15 protein-coding genes, 5 tRNA genes and 1 riboswitch are annotated in these 16191 nt (G+C 62.7%); of the genes, 11 read left to right on the top strand and 9 right to left on the bottom strand.

Going from position 1 to position 16191, the window contains the following annotated elements; genetic code table 11:
• From BLR26_RS21305 to BLR26_RS21270, 8 genes are all read right to left on the bottom strand, one after another.
• The gene (locus BLR26_RS21305) at nt 1–714 is read right to left on the bottom strand and encodes an ABC transporter permease (protein WP_093385307.1); all 714 of its coding nucleotides are present in this window, start codon (nt 712–714) and stop codon (nt 1–3) included.
• Entirely contained in the window at nt 711–1436 is a 726-nt protein-coding gene (locus BLR26_RS21300) for an ABC transporter permease (protein WP_038996184.1), read from the bottom strand. Before BLR26_RS21300 ends, BLR26_RS21305 begins: the two co-directional genes overlap by 4 nt.
• 75 nt (nt 1437–1511) lie before the next feature.
• Nucleotides 1512–2291: an ABC transporter substrate-binding protein gene (locus tag BLR26_RS21295; RefSeq protein WP_045202161.1), complete on the bottom strand. Its 780-nt coding sequence runs from the start codon at nt 2289–2291 to the stop codon at nt 1512–1514.
• A 248-nt stretch (nt 2292–2539) separates the two neighbouring features.
• Nucleotides 2540–3586 carry an ornithine cyclodeaminase gene (locus BLR26_RS21290; protein WP_093385303.1) on the bottom strand — a complete coding sequence of 349 codons (1047 nt, stop codon included), beginning with the start codon at nt 3584–3586 and terminating at the stop codon, nt 2540–2542.
• A 20-nt stretch (nt 3587–3606) separates the two neighbouring features.
• Nucleotides 3607–4524 (bottom strand): citrulline utilization hydrolase CtlX, encoded by a 918-nt coding sequence (gene ctlX, locus BLR26_RS21285; RefSeq protein WP_093387627.1) that lies wholly within the window; start codon nt 4522–4524, stop codon nt 3607–3609.
• 133 nt (nt 4525–4657) lie between these two features.
• On the bottom strand, nt 4658–5590 hold the full coding sequence (locus BLR26_RS21280; RefSeq protein ID WP_093385298.1) for an ABC transporter substrate-binding protein: 933 nt from the start codon (nt 5588–5590) through the stop codon (nt 4658–4660).
• A complete protein-coding gene (locus BLR26_RS21275; RefSeq protein WP_045202155.1) occupies nt 5587–5973 on the bottom strand; it encodes a (2Fe-2S) ferredoxin domain-containing protein in 387 nt (128 codons plus the stop codon). The genes BLR26_RS21280 and BLR26_RS21275 overlap by 4 nt, the downstream gene beginning before the upstream one ends.
• A 105-nt stretch (nt 5974–6078) precedes the next feature.
• Nucleotides 6079–6283: riboswitch (cobalamin riboswitch) on the bottom strand.
• Nucleotides 6284–6288: 5 nt separating this feature from the next.
• On the bottom strand, nt 6289–8097 hold the full coding sequence (locus tag BLR26_RS21270; RefSeq protein WP_093385293.1) for a sigma-54-dependent Fis family transcriptional regulator: 1809 nt from the start codon (nt 8095–8097) through the stop codon (nt 6289–6291).
• A 244-nt stretch (nt 8098–8341) separates the two neighbouring features.
• On the opposite strand from BLR26_RS21270, the gene BLR26_RS21265 reads away from it, so the two are divergent.
• From BLR26_RS21265 to BLR26_RS21240, 6 genes are read left to right on the top strand one after another with little or no spacing between them, the layout of a single operon-like run.
• Nucleotides 8342–9436, top strand: coding sequence for an ABC transporter ATP-binding protein (locus BLR26_RS21265; protein ID WP_093385290.1), 1095 nt, complete (start codon nt 8342–8344; stop codon nt 9434–9436).
• Nucleotides 9436–10533 (top strand): ABC transporter ATP-binding protein, encoded by a 1098-nt coding sequence (locus BLR26_RS21260; RefSeq protein ID WP_093385287.1) that lies wholly within the window; start codon nt 9436–9438, stop codon nt 10531–10533. The genes BLR26_RS21265 and BLR26_RS21260 overlap by 1 nt, the downstream gene beginning before the upstream one ends.
• A complete protein-coding gene (locus BLR26_RS21255; RefSeq protein ID WP_045202147.1) occupies nt 10530–11393 on the top strand; it encodes a carbohydrate ABC transporter permease in 864 nt (287 codons plus the stop codon). Before BLR26_RS21260 ends, BLR26_RS21255 begins: the two co-directional genes overlap by 4 nt.
• Nucleotides 11394–11402: 9 nt before the next feature.
• Nucleotides 11403–12203 (top strand): carbohydrate ABC transporter permease, encoded by an 801-nt coding sequence (locus BLR26_RS21250; RefSeq protein WP_045202146.1) that lies wholly within the window; start codon nt 11403–11405, stop codon nt 12201–12203.
• A 10-nt stretch (nt 12204–12213) separates the two neighbouring features.
• A complete protein-coding gene (locus tag BLR26_RS21245) occupies nt 12214–12486 on the top strand; it encodes a DUF2160 domain-containing protein (protein WP_045202145.1) in 273 nt (90 codons plus the stop codon).
• Nucleotides 12487–12536: 50 nt separating this feature from the next.
• Nucleotides 12537–14276, top strand: a complete 1740-nt coding sequence (locus BLR26_RS21240) for an ABC transporter substrate-binding protein (protein WP_093385284.1) — start codon at nt 12537–12539, stop codon at nt 14274–14276.
• Nucleotides 14277–14336: 60 nt separating this feature from the next.
• Here BLR26_RS21240 and folD read toward each other — a convergent pair whose 3' ends face one another.
• On the bottom strand, nt 14337–15191 hold the full coding sequence (gene folD / locus BLR26_RS21235; protein WP_093385281.1) for a bifunctional methylenetetrahydrofolate dehydrogenase/methenyltetrahydrofolate cyclohydrolase FolD: 855 nt from the start codon (nt 15189–15191) through the stop codon (nt 14337–14339).
• A gap of 285 nt (nt 15192–15476) precedes the next feature.
• Here folD and BLR26_RS21230 point away from each other — a divergent pair.
• The 5 genes from BLR26_RS21230 to BLR26_RS21210 all read left to right on the top strand — a co-directional run bounded on the left by BLR26_RS21230 (nt 15477) and on the right by BLR26_RS21210 (nt 16105).
• Nucleotides 15477–15553: transfer RNA gene (locus BLR26_RS21230), tRNA-Arg, on the top strand.
• 41 nt (nt 15554–15594) lie between these two features.
• Nucleotides 15595–15670: transfer RNA gene (locus tag BLR26_RS21225), tRNA-His, on the top strand.
• A gap of 53 nt (nt 15671–15723) precedes the next feature.
• Nucleotides 15724–15808, top strand: a tRNA-Leu gene (locus tag BLR26_RS21220).
• Nucleotides 15809–15891: 83 nt separating this feature from the next.
• Nucleotides 15892–15967: transfer RNA gene (locus BLR26_RS21215), tRNA-His, on the top strand.
• A gap of 53 nt (nt 15968–16020) precedes the next feature.
• Nucleotides 16021–16105, top strand: a tRNA-Leu gene (locus tag BLR26_RS21210).
• Nucleotides 16106–16191 lie beyond the last annotated feature (86 nt).

Genomic DNA, 16191 nt, shown 5'->3' with positions numbered 1-16191 from the left:
TTAGCCTCGGGCAGGAACAAGAAAACCCATCCAGCGCCGCTCGGCCAGGCGAAACAGCCCGACCAGCGCGAAGGACAGCAACATGTACAGCAGTGCCGCGGTTCCGAAGGCCTGGAAGGTCAGGAAGGTGGCGGCATTGGCATCGCGGGCGACTTTGAGGATGTCGGCGATGGTGGCGGTAAAAGCCAGCGAGGTAGCGTGCAGCATCAGGATCAGCTCGTTGCTGTAAGCCGGTAATGAGCGGCGCAGAGCCGCCGGCAGCACCACGAACAGGTTCAGCTTCCAGCCGTGCAGGCCGTAGGCCTGGGCCGCTTCGATCTCGCCATGGGGGATATTGCGAATCGCCCCGGCGAAAATCTCCACGGTGTAGGCGCAGGTATTGAGCACGAAAGCCAGCAGGGTGCAGTTCAGCGCATTGCGAAAGAACTGGTCGAGCAGGGCGTGATCGCGCACCACCTCCAGCCCGTACAGGCCGGTGTAGCAGATCAACAGCTGGATATACAGCGGCGTGCCGCGGAACACGAAGGTGTAGAACTCCACCGGCCAGCGCAACCACAGGCTGCGCGAGACCCGCGCCAGGGCCAGCGGCAGCGACAGGAAAAAGCCCAGGACCATGGTGATGACGAACAGCCACAGGGTCATGGCCAGCCCGGAAAGCCCGGCGCCGTCACTGTAGAGGTAGGCCTGGCCGTATTGCTCAAAGAGTTCGATCATCGTGCCAGCCCCTTGATACCGGTGTTGTAACGCCGCTCCAGGTGCTTGAACAGACGGTTGGAGAGGGTGGTGATCAGCAGGTACACAAGCCCGGCGATGATCAGGAAGTACAGGGTGTTGTTGGTGGTCTTGCCGGCGTTTTGTGCGGCCTTGACCAGGTCGGCCAGGCCGATGATCGACACCAGCGCAGTGGACTTGAGCAGCACCAGCCAGTTGTTGCCAAGGCCCGGCAGGGCGAAGCGCATCAGTTGCGGGAACAGCACCAGGCGAAAGCGTTGCGCGCGGCTCAGACCGTAGGCCGTGGCGGCTTCCAGTTGCCCGGCCGGGACGCTGAGGATCGCCCCGCGAAAGTTCTCGGTGAAATAAGCGCCGTAGATAAAGCCCAGGGTGATGACCCCGGCGGTGAACGGGTCGATCTCGAAGTAGTCCCAGCCGAGCAGCTCGGTCAGGTCGTTGAGCCACAATTGCAAGGTGTAGAAAATCAGCAGGATCAGCACCAGGTCCGGCACACTGCGAATCAGCGTGGTGTACAGAGTGGCCGGTACCCGCAGCAGTTTCAGCCGCGAGAGCTTGGCGCTGGCACCGAACAGGCCCAGTGCCAGGCTCAGGGCCAGCGACAACAGCGCCAGTTTCAGGGTCATCCAGGTCCCTTGCAGCAACAGCGGGCCGAAGCCCTGCAGGCTCAAGGCCTGCCAGCCATGGGAGTGAAGGAAGTCGTTCACGGGAAAAATCTCGGTAGGACGCAGGGCAAATGCGGGCGCGATCAGCTCAGGGCGAGCCGATCGCGACTACACGGCTTACTCGTTGTAGATATCCAGGTCGCCGACGTATTTTTTCTGGATTTCGGCGAAGGTACCGTCGGCGTGCACCGCGGCAATGCCTTTGTCGAGCAGGGCCTTGAGCTCGCTGTCGTTCTTGCGCAGGCCCATGGCGATATCCAGGGGCAGGGTCGGGTCCTTGATCGCCGGGCCGCTCTTGAAGTCGGCGCCTTCGGGTTTGGAAAGGAAGTTGAGCTGGGCTTCGAGCTTGTCGGTCAAGGTGGCGTCGAGACGGCCGTTGAGCAGGTCGGCGTAGTTCTGGTCCTGAGCCTGATAAGCCTTGACCTGGGCCCCCAGCGGCGCCAGTTTGGCGCGGGCGTAGGCTTCCTGCAGCGAGCCTTGCAGCACGCCGACCTGCTTGCCTTTGAGCGATTCCGGGGTATCGCCGAAGTCGGCGCTCTTGCGCACGATAACCGAGGTCGGGCTGAGGAACAGTTTGGCGCTGAAATCGATCTGTTTCTGCCGCGCCGGGGTCACCGCCATCGACGACATGATCGCGTCGAACTTGCGTGCCCGCAGGGCCGGGATCATGCCGTCGAATTCGTTGTGCACCCAGGTGCATTTGACCTGCAGCTTGGCGCAGATGGCGTTGCCCAGCTCGATGTCGAAGCCTTGCAGGCTGCCATCGGCAGCAACCGATTCAAAAGGGGGGTATTCGGGGTAGACGCCGAAACGGATCTCGGTCCATTCCTTGGCCTGCACCGCACTTGCGCACAGTGGCAGGAGCAGCACGCTGAGGAGCTTTCGCAGCGAAGTCATATGAGTATCCCTGAGTTTTATAGTTGATGTAGGGCAGTGGTGCGCTTCTGGTCTTTTAGTGACTCTCTGGTCGGGCTCAGAATGCGCGATGACGACGTTTTTTTTGTGTCGTTTGCGCCGGCGTCGGCTGCCGGATTTTGCTGTTAACGCGTGAATGGCAGCCGAATCGGCTGGAGCACCTCCTGTTTGAGCTTCGTGTGCAGCGGTTTCCGATCTGCCGCACCGCGGCGCGGCAGAATCGGTCGGCCTCAGGCGCGTTTTTTCTGCAGGTCTGCAACCGGGGCGCGCAGCAGCGCGAACAGGTCTTTCGGGTCCTTGAGCTCCGGCACCAGGGCAATCTCGCTGCCGATGTCCAGGGCCTTGGCGACGTCCAGCACATAGCGCAGGGCCGAATAGTCCTCTAGAGCAAAGCCGACCGAATCGAACAGGGTCACTTGCTCGGCGTTTTCGCGCCCGGCGGCCTGGCCGTTGACCACTTGCCAGAATTCGGTGGTGGGCGAGTCGGCAGGCATTTGCTGGATTTCGCCTTCGATGCGGCTTTGCGGTTCGTACTCGACGATCACCCGGGCGCGCTCGACGATCTCGCGGTGCAGTTCGGTCTTGCCCGGGCAGTCGCCGCCGACGGCATTCAGGTGCATGCCAGGTTCGATCATTTGCGGAGTGAGGATGGTGGCGTAGGCCTTGTCGGCAGTCACCGTGGTGACAATATCGGCGCCGCGCACCGCGTCGGCGACAGAGCCGGCAACGCTTACCTTGATGGCCGGGAAGGCGGCGAGGTTGGCCACCAGCTTGGCGCTGGCCGCAGGGTCCAGGTCATACAGGCGGATGTCGTCGATGCCCAGCAGGGCATGGAAGGCCAGGGCCTGGAACTCGCTCTGTGAGCCGTTGCCGATCAGCGCCATGCTGCGGCTGTTTTTGCGCGCCAGGTAGCGCGCGGCCAGGGCCGAGGTGGCGGCGGTGCGGATGGCGGTGGTCAGGGTCATCTCGCTAAGCAGCACCGGCGCGCCGCTATCAACGTCGCCCAGGGCGCCGAAGGCCATCACTGTGAGCATGCCGCGCTGGGTGTTTTTCGGGTGGCCGTTGACGTACTTGAAGGCGTACAGGTTGGCATCGGACACCGGCATCAGCTCGATCACCCCGTCGGCCGAGTGGTTGGCCAGGCGCGCGCATTTTTCGAAGTCGTGCCAGCGCAGGTAGTCCTCACGAATGTACTCGGCCATCTCGCTGATGCAGGTGCTCAGGCCTTTGCGTGCCACCAGGCGGCTGAGGTCGGTAACGTCGATATAGCGGGTCATGGTGAACTCCTTTGTTGTAATCAGTGACGGACAGGCAGGTGCACTTCGGCGAGCATGCAGCGCGCGCTGCCGCCGCCGATGCGCTCGATATGGTCGATGTTCACCACCACCGGGTGGCTGTGCTGCTCGACCTGCCGGCGTTGTTCTGGGGTGAGCGAGCGCCAGGCGCTGCGCGACATCACCAGCAGTGGCTGGCCTTGCTTGTCGTGGACTTCGAGCATGTTGCCGGCAAAACCTTCGAGCTGGTCGAAGTCCAGGGCCAGGATGTCCTTGCCGGTGTCGCGCAGCGAATGCTCCAGGGCGCGACGCTCATCGGCCTCGGGCAGCGCCTGCAGGCAGACCACCGAGAGCCCGCGGCCGACGCTCATCATCACGTTGCTGTGATAGATCGGTGCCTGGTGGCGGTCGACGGCGTGGAACAGGCACAGGCGATAATCGAGCTGTTCGGCGAACAGGCGCAGGGCCTGGGTGTGGGTGCGCCCGGAGTGGCAGGCGTAGCTGATCCGGTGTTCGCGATCGAGGACCATGCTGCCGGTCCCTTCCAGATACATACTCTGCTGTTCCAAGGGGCTCAGATCGATGGTCTGACGGACGGCGAAGCGCTCTTCAAGCACCTTGAGCACGCCCTTGCTGCGCTCCAGGCGGCGGTTCTGGCCCTCCATCGGGTAGAGCACCAGGCTGCCGTCGGCGTGGCTGCTCCACCAGTTGTTGGGGAAGATCGAATCAGGGGTGTGCGGCGCCGGGGTGTCCTGCACCACCAGCACTTCGACACCGTGCTGGCGCAGGGTATCGACGTAGCCATCGAACTCTTCCAGCGCTTTCTGCTGTGCCTGCTGCGGGTCGAGCAGGGCTTGCTGGAAACGGTTGTTGAGGGCGGTGTCCGGGTTGAAGGCGAACCGCGCCGGGCGGATCATCAAGACTGTATTTGTTGTTTGCATCGAGGCACGCATCCGGGGTTGGCTGTGTGCTTATTGTCGACGTGATCAAGGATAAATCCCGGCTGAAGCGCATTGGGTGCTCAGCCGGTAAAGCTGAAATAGTGGGTTTGGCAGCGGATTCTGCTGCGACGGGTCAAGGCCGCTGTTGCTTCAAGGCGAGCAGTTGGCGCGCCAGGGTCAGGGCGGTACGGGCGCTGTGTTCGCCGGGCACGATATGGCTGAAGGGCAGGTCGATCAGGCGGTCGTCGCGCACCGCGCGCAGGTGCGAAAGCGCCGGGTGCTGGCGCAGGTAGGCGCGCTTGCCGGCGGCCGGTGACCACACCGCATCGGCAAGGATGATCACGTCAGGATCGGCGCGCAGCAGGCGCTCGGCATCGACCGTAACCCGGTTCAGCTCCACCTCGGCGTACAGGTTGCGCCCGCCTGCTGCGTCTATCAACTGGGTGATGAAACCGCGCTTGCCTTCGCTTTGCAGGCCGTTGACCTCGCTGTCGAGGTAGAACACCGACAGCGGCGGGCTGTGCCCGGCGATGGTTTTGGCGGTGGCCAGGTCCTGGCGCTGGCGGGTGATCAACTGGCTGGCCCGGGCCTCGCGCTGCAACAGGTGGCCAAGGCTGCGCAGGTCTTGTTCAATGGCGGCAAAGCCGTTTCCCGGCGCTGGCGCGCAGGCGTTTTCCAGCAGGTAGCTGGCGATGCCGTTGGCCTGCAGGGTGGTGCGCGGCGCGACCCCGTCGCGGTCACGAAAGGCGCTGGCAAAGCCGCCGACCAGCAGGTCGTAACCTTGGGCATAGACCACCTCGGTTGCCGGGTAGCGACGCGACAGCAGGGGGACGCCGCGATAGCGTCCGCTGGTCAACGCCTGGGCGTCATCATCTATATAGCTGACGGCGGCCAGCGCCGGGCCGGCGTCCAGGGCCAGCAACAGGTCGGCGGCGTGCTGGTTGAGGGCCAGGATGCGTTGCGGGCGCTCCTGTGGCAGTTGCCAGGTGTGTCCGCAGTTCTGATAGTCCAGGGCCATGGCGCTGCTGCTCAACAGGGCCAGCACGCTGGCGCCCAACCCCCTCATGAGCCCTGGCCGTTGAGCAGCAACTCGGGCACCGGTTGGCCGTCGATCAGGTGCACACGCACCAGGCGCTGAGCGTCTTCGGCGTTGGCTACCCGGTACCAGCAGCGGTCCGGATATACCGTCAGCACCGGGCCGAGGTTGCACGGGAACTGGCAATGGCTGCGGGTCAGCAGCACGCCGTCAGTGGTTTCGATGCGGTTGGCCACCAGCAGCTCGCGGCGCAGGACTTTCCACAGTGGCAGGGCACCGCGTTGTACGCAGCGCGGGCCGGTGCAGAGCATCACATGGCGGGTATGCTCGGGGATCTGCGACCACTCCGGCTTGCTCTGGATTTGCTCTTCGGCGAGGCGGCCGCGGCGACGTTTGGGGGTTGTTGCTGTCATGGACTTCTCGAAAAATATTCGCGAAGCGCACAGGAGGGCCCCGGCCAACACGCGCCAGGCAGCCGGCTCGTGCCCGCCCTCCGCAGGTTTGCCTAATTGACTGCATGCAGTCGTGGGGCTTCAGGCCGGTCTCCGGGCTTGCGAGGCGTAAAGTCATTCGCCTTCCCGTGCCTGTGGGCACAGTGGCGTGTTGAATGCTTCACTCGCTTACCGTTGCGGGGGCAGCGCCGGACTGGTCGATAACGACGCACCGGCTTCCCGTTTCACCTGACGCACGGCGGCGGCAGGCACCTGAAACTGGCAGGCATCTGACCATCAGCCCAGGCGTTCGTCAACTGCGCCGGCATGGCCCTGGGTGTGCAGGCGCTTGTACAGGGTGGTGCGGCTGATGCCGAGGGCCCGGGCCAGGGCCGAGATATTGCCATTGAGGGCACGCAGGCGCTGGCCGAGATCGTCAGTGTTTGCCGGCGTGGCCAGCACTGGCGCGGCGGGCTTGGTCTCAGGCAGGTCGGCAAAGAAACTGTCGGGCAGGTGCTCCACGGCAATCGGCCGTTCGCCGGCCAACGCCAGGGCCACCTGCAGCACGCTGGCCAGTTGTCGCAGGTTGCCCGGCCAGGGATGCTGAAGCAGCAGTTCCAGCACTTTGCCGGGCAATTGCGTCGGTGCCCCCGGTTCGCGGTACTGCTGGTGGAGCTGTTCGATCAGGGCCAGGCGGTCGCTGCGTTCGCGCAGCGGTGGCAGCATCAGGCTCAGGCCGGCGATGCGGTAGTACAGGTCCTGGCGAAAATGACCCAGGCGCACCTGTTCGGCGAGGTTGTGGTTGGTCGCCGAGACCACGCGGATATCCACCGGCGTCGGTTCGCCGCTGCCCAGTGGCTGGATGCTGCGGGTTTGTAGAAAGCGCAGCAGGCGTGCCTGGGTGGGCAGCGGCATGTCGCCGATTTCGTCGAGAAACAAAATGCCATGGTCGGCTTTGCGGATCAGGCCGATGTTGCCCTTGTGGTGGGCGCCGGTGAACGCGCCTTTCTCGTAGCCGAACAGCTCCGACTCGACCAGCTCGGCCGGAATCGCCGCGCAGTTCACCGCAATCAATGGCTGCGTGGCGCGGCTACTGGCGCGGTGCAGGGCGGTGACAAAGACCTCCTTGCCGGCGCCGGTTTCGCCCTCGATCAACAGCGGGATGTCTTTTTCCAGCAGCAACCCGGCCTGGCGCAGGGCCTTGTCGATACGCGGATCGCAGCTTGGTTGCGGGCGGTTGAGCGCTGCTGTGGGTGATGCTGTGGGGGCATGCAGCAGGCAATGGAAGCGGTTGCGCCCGGCCACCTGCAGCGCAAATGGCTGGTCAGCCCGGTGGGCCAACAGTTGCGCCAGCGGCGTGCGGAACAACTGCTCCAGGTTCAGTTGCAGTGGGTTCTGCCCAAGCAGACTGTCGGCCCGACGGTTGGCCGCCAGCACCCGGCCCTGGTCATCGAACACCAACAGCCCGGCCCATTGGCTGTCGAGGTTGTTGGCCCCGGTGTTGAAGCTCAGCTGTTGGTAGTGCCCGGCAAAACGCGCCAGGATCAGGCGGTTCTCCAGGCTCTGGCTCATCATCCGTACCAGGCCCTGAGTTTGCGCCGTCGGCAGGTAGCTGTCGCTGGACACATCGAGCACGCCGATCAGCTGGCGCTCGGCATCGAACAGCGGCGCGGCGGCGCTGGCCATGAAGCGGTTGAGCTTGAGGAAGTGTTCGTCCTGGCTGACATGTACCGCTTCGCCGGTGGCCAGGGCTGTGCCGATGGCGTTGGTGCCCACCCCTTGCTCGCGCCAGCAGGCACCGGCGACAAAGCCGTGGCGCTGGCGCGGGTCGATAAAGCGCCGGGTGCCCCAGGCATCGAGCAACTGGCCGTGATCGTCGCTGAGCATGATCAGGTAGCTGGAGTTACCCAGCAGGTGCGCGTACTGCGGCAGCACCTCGTCGCGAGTGGTGCCCAGCAGCGAGTGCTGGCGTTCGAGCAGCTCGCTGACCTGCACAGTAGATGCGTCGCCGAACTGCGGTTGCGACTGGTGGTCCAGGCCGTAGGCGCGGCAGCGCTGCCAGGACGTCTGGATCAGTTGCGCATGGGCGCTGGTGGATGCGGCCATGGGCCCGTCCTCTGCCGGCGGCAGTGTTGTTGTTTTTGTGTGATCCAGTGTTGTTCAGTCCTGTTCATTGTCAATGCCGCGGCTGTTCAACCGTGCAGTGAAGGTTGTTCATTTGTGTTCAGGAGTGAACTTCGGCAAATCCACAATCTGCTGAAAGTCCTTTGCCGACAACGGCTTGGCCAGCGCTGGCATGAATCTCGCTCTATAGCAGGCGCCTGTCCGCTAACAACAAGAAGGCCGCGCCATGTCGCTCACCCTTGAGCATGTCAGCCGTACCGTGGATAACCAGCTGTGCATCGACGATGCCTGCCTGCGCTTCGAACCCGGCTCGTTCAATGTGCTGCTCGGCCGCACCCTGGCCGGCAAGACCAGCCTTATGCGCCTGATGGCCGGGCTTGATCGGCCGGACCGTGGCCGGGTGCTGATGAATGGCGAGGATGTCACCGGCCGGCCGGTGCGCCAGCGCAACGTGTCGATGGTCTATCAGCAGTTCATCAATTATCCGACCTTGAGTGTGTTCGAGAACATCGCCTCGCCCTTGCGCCAGGCGCGCATGGGCGAAGCGCTGATCCGCGAGAAGGTCCAGCAGACCGCGCAGATGCTGCGTATCGAACCGTATCTGCAGCGCTTGCCGCTGGAGCTTTCCGGTGGCCAGCAGCAACGCACGGCCATGGCCCGGGCACTGGTCAAGGATGCCGAGCTGATCCTCTTCGACGAACCGCTGGTGAACCTCGACTACAAGCTGCGCGAAGAGCTGCGCCAGGAGATGCGCGAGCTGTTCGCCGCGCGCCACTGCATTGCCGTGTACGCCACCACCGAACCCAACGAGGCCCTGGCCCTGGGCGGCACCACCACCATCCTCCATGAAGGGCGCATCGTCCAGAGCGGGCCCACTGCTCAGGTTTACCACCAGCCGCGCACGGTGCTGGCCGCCGAGCTGTTTTCCGAACCGCCGATCAACCTGATGCCCGGGCGTATCAACGGCAACGAAGTGAGTTTTGCCGGTGCTGTGCATTTCGCCATGAACGCCGACCTGCGCTGCATCGGCGATGGCGACTACCGCTTCGGCGTGCGTCCGAGCCATATCAGCCTGGTGCCGTCCAACGACGATGACCTGGAGCTGGCGGTGCTGGTGGAGCTGGCGGAAATCAGCGGCTCGGAAACCTTCCTGCATGTGCGCAACGAGCACTTTCGCCTGGTCCTGCACTTGCCAGGGGTGCACGAGTACCACGTCGATGCGCCGATCCGGGTGTTCATCCCCACCCACAAGCTGTTCGTCTTCGACCCCGCCGGGCAACTGGTGCAGGCCCCGGGCTTGCGTGAAACGAGGGTCGCCTGATGGCCGAGATTCGTCTGCAGCAGCTGGCCCATAGCTACAGCCGTGCCCCCCAGGGTGCGGACGACTATGCCTTGCGTGAGCTTGAACATGTCTGGGAGCAAGGCGGCGCCTACGCCTTGCTCGGCCCATCGGGGTGCGGCAAGTCGACCTTGCTCAATATCATTTCCGGGTTGCTCAGCCCGTCCCACGGCCAGGTACTGTTCGATGGCAAGGTGGTCAACGAACTGTCGCCACAGGCGCGCAACATCGCCCAGGTGTTTCAGTTTCCGGTGGTCTACGACACCATGACGGTGTTCGACAATCTGGCCTTCCCGCTGCGCAACCAGGGCCTGGATGAAGCGCGCATTGCCAGCAAGGTGGCCGAGATCGCCGAGGTGCTCGACCTCGGCAACCTGCTGAAGAAAAAAGCCCGCAACCTTAGCGCCGATGAAAAGCAGAAGGTCTCCATGGGCCGTGGGCTGGTGCGCGACGACGTCTCGGCGATCCTCTTTGACGAGCCGCTGACGGTGATCGACCCGCACCTTAAGTGGAAGCTGCGGCGCAAGCTCAAGCAGATCCACGAGCAGTTCAATATCACCATGATCTACGTCACCCACGATCAGCTCGAAGCCTCGACCTTCGCCGACAAGATCGCGGTGATGTATGGCGGCCAGATCGTCCAGTTCGGCACCCCGCGCGAGTTGTTCGAGCGTCCGCGCCATACCTTCGTCGGCTATTTCATCGGCAGCCCGGGGATGAACCTGATCCCGGTGCAGGTGCAGCCTGGTGGCGTCGGCTTCGCCGGCATTCACCTGGCGTTGCCGCTGGAGTTGCAGGCGCGCCTGGCTGCGACCAGTGCCGTGCGCCTGCAAGTGGGCATCCGCCCGGAATTCGTCCAGGTCTGGGACACCCCGTTCGACGAAGGCTTCAGCGCCCGGGTGGTGGATGTCGAAGACCTGGGTACCTACAAGATTCTCAGCCTCGACCTGCAAGGCGTGCCGCTCAAAGTGCGCCTGGGCGAGGACCGCACGCTGCCCGAGGGCCAGGCCTGGATCAGTTTTCCGGCGCAGTGGCTGATGCTCTATGCCGATGACGTACTGCTGGAGGCCCGGCCATGAACAAAGTGCCCAACAACAAGGCCTGGTGGCTGGTGCTGCCGGTGTTCCTGCTGGTGGCGTTCAGCGCTGTGGTGCCGATGATGACCGTGGTCAACTACTCGGTGCAGGACATTTTCGACCAGTCCAGTCGCTACTTCGTCGGCGCCGACTGGTACCGCCAGGTGCTGCAGGATCCGCGCCTGCACGACTCGCTGTTGCGCCAGTTCATCTATTCGGCCTGCGTGCTGCTGATCGAAATCCCCCTGGGCATCGCCATCGCCCTGACCATGCCGACCAAGGGCCGTTGGTCGTCGCTGTGCCTGATCGTCATGGCCATTCCGCTGCTGATCCCGTGGAACGTGGTCGGCACCATCTGGCAGATTTTCGGCCGCGCCGACATCGGCCTGCTGGGCGCTTCGCTCAACCAGCTGGGCATTAGCTACAACTACGCCGCCAACACCATGGACGCCTGGGTCACGGTGCTGGTGATGGACGTCTGGCACTGGACCTCGCTGGTGGCGCTGCTGTGTTACTCCGGCTTGCGCGCAATCCCCGATGTCTATTACCAGGCGGCGCGCATCGACCGCGCTTCGGCCTGGGCAGTATTCCGGCATATCCAGTTGCCGAAGATGAAGAACGTGCTGTTGATCGCGGTGATGCTGCGCTTCATGGACAGCTTCATGATCTACACCGAGCCGTTCGTGCTCACCGGTGGCGGGCCTGGCAATGCCACCACCTTCCTCAGCCAGACCCTGACGCAGATGGCCGTGGGGCAGTTCGACCTGGGTCCGGCGGCGGCGTTCTCGCTGGTGTACTTCCTGATCATCCTGCTGGTGTCGTGGCTGTTCTATACCGCCATGACCCACGCCGACAAACAGTAGGGGCCGCCCATGAACCTGCGCAAGACGCTGGCGCTGCTGCTGTACATTCTGTTCCTGCTGGTGCCGATCTACTGGCTGCTGAACATGTCGTTCAAGAGCAACACCGAGATCCTCGGCGGCCTGACCCTGTGGCCGCAGAACTTCACCTTCGACAACTACCGGGTGATCTTCACCGACCCCAGTTGGTACAGCGGCTACATCAACTCGCTGTACTACGTGTGCCTGAACACAGTGATCTCGCTGAGCGTGGCCTTGCCGGCCGCCTATGCCTTTTCGCGCTACCGGTTTCTGGGCGACAAGCACCTGTTCTTCTGGCTGCTGACCAACCGCATGGCGCCGCCGGCGGTGTTCCTGCTGCCATTCTTCCAGTTGTATTCCTCCATTGGCCTGTTCGATACGCACATTGCCGTGGCCCTGGCCCACTGTCTGTTCAACGTGCCGTTGGCGGTGTGGATCCTTGAGGGCTTCATGTCCGGGGTGCCCAAGGAGATTGACGAAACCGCCTACATCGATGGCTATAGCTTCCCGCGGTTCTTCGTGAAGATCTTCGTTCCGCTGATTGGCTCCGGCATCGGCGTCACGGCGTTTTTCTGCTTCATGTTTTCCTGGGTCGAATTGCTGCTGGCGCGCACCCTGACCTCGGTGAATGCCAAGCCGATTGCCGCGGTAATGACCCGCACGGTGTCGGCCTCGGGGATCGACTGGGGCGTGCTGGCCGCCGCCGGGGTATTGACCATTCTGCCGGGCATGCTGGTGATCTGGTTTGTCCGCAACCATGTGGCCAAGGGCTTTGCCCTGGGCCGGGTCTGAGGAGCGCGCTATGGACTGGATGGCCTGGACCCTGCCGACGGCGATCTTCTTCGCCGCGATCGGCCTGTTGCTGCTGGGCATGACGGTGTACGAGCTGCGCCGGCCATGCGTCGAGCGTCGCGGCTTTCTGCCGATTGCCACCACCCGTGGCGACCGGCTGTTCATTGCTTTGCTGGGCAGCGCTTACCTGCATTTGCTGGTAATCGGGCTCAGCGACTGGAACCTGTGGGTGGCCTCGCTGCTGTCCCTGGCCTGGCTGTTGGTGGTGATGCGCTGGGGGTAGCCGAGGGCAATCGGCGCGCCTGGGTGAAAATACTCAATCGGGAGATCACAATGTTCGACAACAACAAGAACCGGCGACATTTGACCCTGGCAGCCCTGCTGGTGCTGGGCAGCTTTCACGCCAGCGCCTGGGCCGATGCCTACGAAGATGCCGCGAAAAAATGGATCGGCAGCGAGTTCAAGCCTTCGACCCTGACTCCCGAGCAGCAGCTCGAAGAGTTGAAGTGGTTCATCAAGGCTTCCGAGCCGTTTCGCGGGATGAAGATCAACGTGGTGTCGGAAACCATCGCCACCCATGAATACGAGTCCAAGGTGCTGGCCAAGGCCTTCAGCGAGATCACCGGGATCAAGCTGACCCACGACCTGCTGCAAGAAGGTGACGTGGTAGAAAAACTGCAGACGCAGATGCAGTCGGACAAGAACATCTACGACGGCTGGGTCAATGATTCCGACCTGATCGGTACGCACTTTCGCTACGGCAAGACTGAGTCGATCACCGACCTGATGGCCAATGAAGGCAAGGACTACACCTCGCCAACCCTGGACCTCAAGGACTTTATCGGCATCTCCTTCACCACCGCGCCGGACGGCAAGGTTTACCAGCTGCCCGACCAGCAGTTCGCCAACCTCTACTGGTTCCGCGCCGACTGGTTCGACCGCCCCGACCTCAAGGCCAAGTTCAAGGAAAAGTACGGCTACGAACTGGGCGTGCCGGTGAACTGGTCGGCCTATGAAGACATCGCCAAGTTTTTCAGCGAGGACGTCAAGGAAATCGACGGCAAGCGTGTCTACGGACACATGGACTACGGCAAGAAAGACCCGTCACTGGGCTGGCGCTTCACCGACGCCTGGTTCTCCATGGCCGGCGGCGGCGACAAGGGCTTGCCCAATGGCCTGCCGGTGGACGAATGGGGGATTCGCGTCGAGGACTGCCACCCGGTCGGTTCCAGTGTCACCCGTGGCGGCGATACCAACGGCCCGGCGGCGGTGTATGCCACGCAAAAATATGTCGACTGGATGCGCGCCTATGCGCCGCCCGAGGCCCAGGGCATGACCTTCTCCGAGTCCGGGCCGGTGCCGTCCCAGGGCAATATCGCCCAGCAGATCTTCTGGTACACCGCCTTTACCGCCGACATGACCAAGCCGGGCCTGCCGGTGATGAACGCCGACGGCACGCCGAAGTGGCGCATGGCGCCGTCGCCCAAGGGGCCGTACTGGGAGGAGGGTATGAAGCTGGGTTATCAGGACGCCGGCTCCTGGACCTTCCTCAAGTCGACCCCGGAGAAGCAACGCCTGGCGGCCTGGCTGTACGCCCAGTTCGTCACCTCCAAGACCGTCTCGCTGAAAAAGACCATCGTCGGCCTGACGCCGATCCGCGAGTCTGATATCAACTCCCAGGCCATGACTGACCTTGCGCCCAAGCTCGGCGGCCTGGTGGAGTTTTACCGCAGCCCGGCGCGGGTGCAATGGACCCCGACCGGCACCAACGTGCCGGATTACCCGCGCCTGGCTCAGCTGTGGTGGAGCCATATTGCCGAGGCGGCCAGTGGCGAGAAAACCCCGCAACAGGCGCTCGACGGCCTGGCCAAGGATCAGGACGCGATCCTTGCTCGTCTGCAGCGTTCCAAGGCCCAGGCCACCTGTGCGCCGAAGCTCAATCCCGAGAAAGATGCCCAGTACTGGTTTGATCAGCCCGGTGCGCCGAAGCCGAAACTGGCCAACGAGAAGCCCCAGGGCGAGACCGTGAGCTACAGCGGGCTGCTCAAATCCTGGGAGGCTGCGCGCAAGTAACCACACAGGCACAAAAAAACGGCACCTTCACAGGTGCCGTTTTTATCCCGCCATCAGCACTTACTTATGCAGCTCTTCGGCCGCATACAGGGTGTTTTCCAGCAGGCAGGCGCGGGTCATCGGCCCGACGCCACCCGGTACCGGGGTGATCCAGCCGGCGCGGGGCAGGGCGGTCTCGTAGACCACATCGCCCACCAGCTTGCCATCTTCCTGGCGGTTGATGCCGACGTCGATGACGATCGCGCCTTCCTTGATCCACTCACCCTTGACCAGGCCCGGCTTGCCGGCAGCCACTACCACCAGGTCGGCGCGGCCGACGTGACCGGCCAGATCCTTGGTGAAGCGGTGGGTGACGGTCACGGTGCAACCGGCCAGCAGCAGTTCCATGGCCATCGGCCGGCCAACGATGTTGGAGGCGCCAACGACCACCGCGTTCATGCCGTACAGGTCCTGGCCGGTGCTTTCGAGCAGGGCCATGATGCCTTTTGGCGTGCACGGGCGCAGCAGCGGGATACGCTGGGCCAGGCGGCCGACGTTATACGGATGGAAACCATCGACGTCCTTGTCGGGGCGAATGCGCTCGAGCAGCAGCGAGGCATCCAGGTGCGCCGGCAATGGCAGTTGCAGGAGGATGCCGTCGATGTTCGGGTCGTCATTGAGGCGATCGATCAGCTCGGTCAGGGCTTGCTGCGTGGTATCGCTGGGCAGGTCGAAGGCCTGGGAGTTGAAGCCGACCTCTTCGCAATCCTTGCGCTTGTGCGAGACATAGACTTGAGAAGCGGGGTCGGTGCCGACCAGGATCACCGCCAGGCCAGGCGTACGCAGGCCTTGCTGGCGACGCTCCACGACACGTTGGGCGATCTGCTGGCGCAGGCTGGCGGCGATCGCCTTGCCGTCGATAAGGTGTGCAGTCATGACGCGTGATTAACCATCGAGAGGGAATAAAAAGAGCGCGCATTCTCGCATGAAGGGGCCCGAGGGCAAAGGCGCTTGGTCTGGCAATTGCCCTAAGCCCTTAAATAAAATGAATTTTTTTTAGAAAACTGTTGACGACCTTTCCACTCGTCTATAAGATTCGTCGCACTTGTCGGGCAGAGCCTAGCACTGGTTAGCAAGGTCAGGCAGAATGAGCAGATTTTTTAGCTTGTTCGGTACGGCTAAAAGTTAATTTGTAATCGTCACAGAAAGCAGATTAAATATGCGCCCGTAGCTCAGCTGGATAGAGCATCCGCCTTCTAAGCGGATGGTCGCAGGTTCGAGTCCTGCCGGGTGCGCCAATCGGCAGCTTTGGCACAAGTAAAGCGGTAACTGCAATATGGTGGACGTAGCTCAGTTGGTAGAGCGCAGGATTGTGATTCCTGTGGTCGTGGGTTCGATTCCCATCGTCCACCCCATATTCCAAAAGGCGCCTGATGAAAGTCTGGCGCCTTTGCTTTAAAAGCGTCATGCGGACGTGGTGAAATTGGTAGACACACTGGATTTAGGTTCCAGCGGCGCAAGCTGTAAGAGTTCGAGTCTCTTCGTCCGCACCATCCAACGTTTCACCGCCCTTCGCTGAAGCGCGTGAATGTTTCAAAAGCAGCTTTGACAGGTGCAAAGCGGCACATGCAATATGGTGGACGTAGCTCAGTTGGTAGAGCGCAGGATTGTGATTCCTGTGGTCGTGGGTTCGATTCCCATCGTCCACCCCATATTCCCAAAGGCGCCCGATGAAAATCCGGCGCCTTTGTTTTAAACGCTTCATGCGGACGTGGTGAAATTGGTAGACACACTGGATTTAGGTTCCAGCGGCGCAAGCTGTAAGAGTTCGAGTCTCTTCGTCCGCACCATCCAAGCTTTCACCGCCCTTCACTGAAGCGCGAGAAAGCCTCGAAAAAGCCGCCTTGTGCGGCTTTTTTCGTTTCCAGGGTTTGAT

It is taken from the genome of Pseudomonas sp. UC 17F4, from assembly GCF_900101695.1.
Lineage (GTDB): Bacteria > Pseudomonadota > Gammaproteobacteria > Pseudomonadales > Pseudomonadaceae > Aquipseudomonas.
Note: the sequence above shows the minus strand (reverse complement) of the source record. Positions and strands in the feature narration are given on the sequence as shown.

What these genes read in the sequence shown, in the direction of transcription:
- BLR26_RS21305 (WP_093385307.1), bottom strand. Translation starts at nt 714, where the DNA reads ATGATCGAACTCTTTGAGCAATACGGCCAGGCCTACCTCTACAGTGAC.
- BLR26_RS21295 (WP_045202161.1), bottom strand. Translation starts at nt 2,291, where the DNA reads ATGACTTCGCTGCGAAAGCTCCTCAGCGTGCTGCTCCTGCCACTGTGC.
- BLR26_RS21290 (WP_093385303.1), bottom strand. Translation starts at nt 3,586, where the DNA reads ATGACCCGCTATATCGACGTTACCGACCTCAGCCGCCTGGTGGCACGC.
- ctlX (WP_093387627.1), bottom strand. Translation starts at nt 4,524, where the DNA reads ATGCAAACAACAAATACAGTCTTGATGATCCGCCCGGCGCGGTTCGCC.
- BLR26_RS21280 (WP_093385298.1), bottom strand. Translation starts at nt 5,590, where the DNA reads ATGAGGGGGTTGGGCGCCAGCGTGCTGGCCCTGTTGAGCAGCAGCGCC.
- BLR26_RS21275 (WP_045202155.1), bottom strand. Translation starts at nt 5,973, where the DNA reads ATGACAGCAACAACCCCCAAACGTCGCCGCGGCCGCCTCGCCGAAGAG.
- BLR26_RS21270 (WP_093385293.1), bottom strand. Translation starts at nt 8,097, where the DNA reads ATGGCCGCATCCACCAGCGCCCATGCGCAACTGATCCAGACGTCCTGG.
- BLR26_RS21265 (WP_093385290.1), top strand. Translation starts at nt 8,342, where the DNA reads ATGTCGCTCACCCTTGAGCATGTCAGCCGTACCGTGGATAACCAGCTG.
- BLR26_RS21260 (WP_093385287.1), top strand. Translation starts at nt 9,436, where the DNA reads ATGGCCGAGATTCGTCTGCAGCAGCTGGCCCATAGCTACAGCCGTGCC.
- BLR26_RS21255 (WP_045202147.1), top strand. Translation starts at nt 10,530, where the DNA reads ATGAACAAAGTGCCCAACAACAAGGCCTGGTGGCTGGTGCTGCCGGTG.
- BLR26_RS21250 (WP_045202146.1), top strand. Translation starts at nt 11,403, where the DNA reads ATGAACCTGCGCAAGACGCTGGCGCTGCTGCTGTACATTCTGTTCCTG.
- BLR26_RS21245 (WP_045202145.1), top strand. Translation starts at nt 12,214, where the DNA reads ATGGACTGGATGGCCTGGACCCTGCCGACGGCGATCTTCTTCGCCGCG.
- BLR26_RS21240 (WP_093385284.1), top strand. Translation starts at nt 12,537, where the DNA reads ATGTTCGACAACAACAAGAACCGGCGACATTTGACCCTGGCAGCCCTG.
- folD (WP_093385281.1), bottom strand. Translation starts at nt 15,191, where the DNA reads ATGACTGCACACCTTATCGACGGCAAGGCGATCGCCGCCAGCCTGCGC.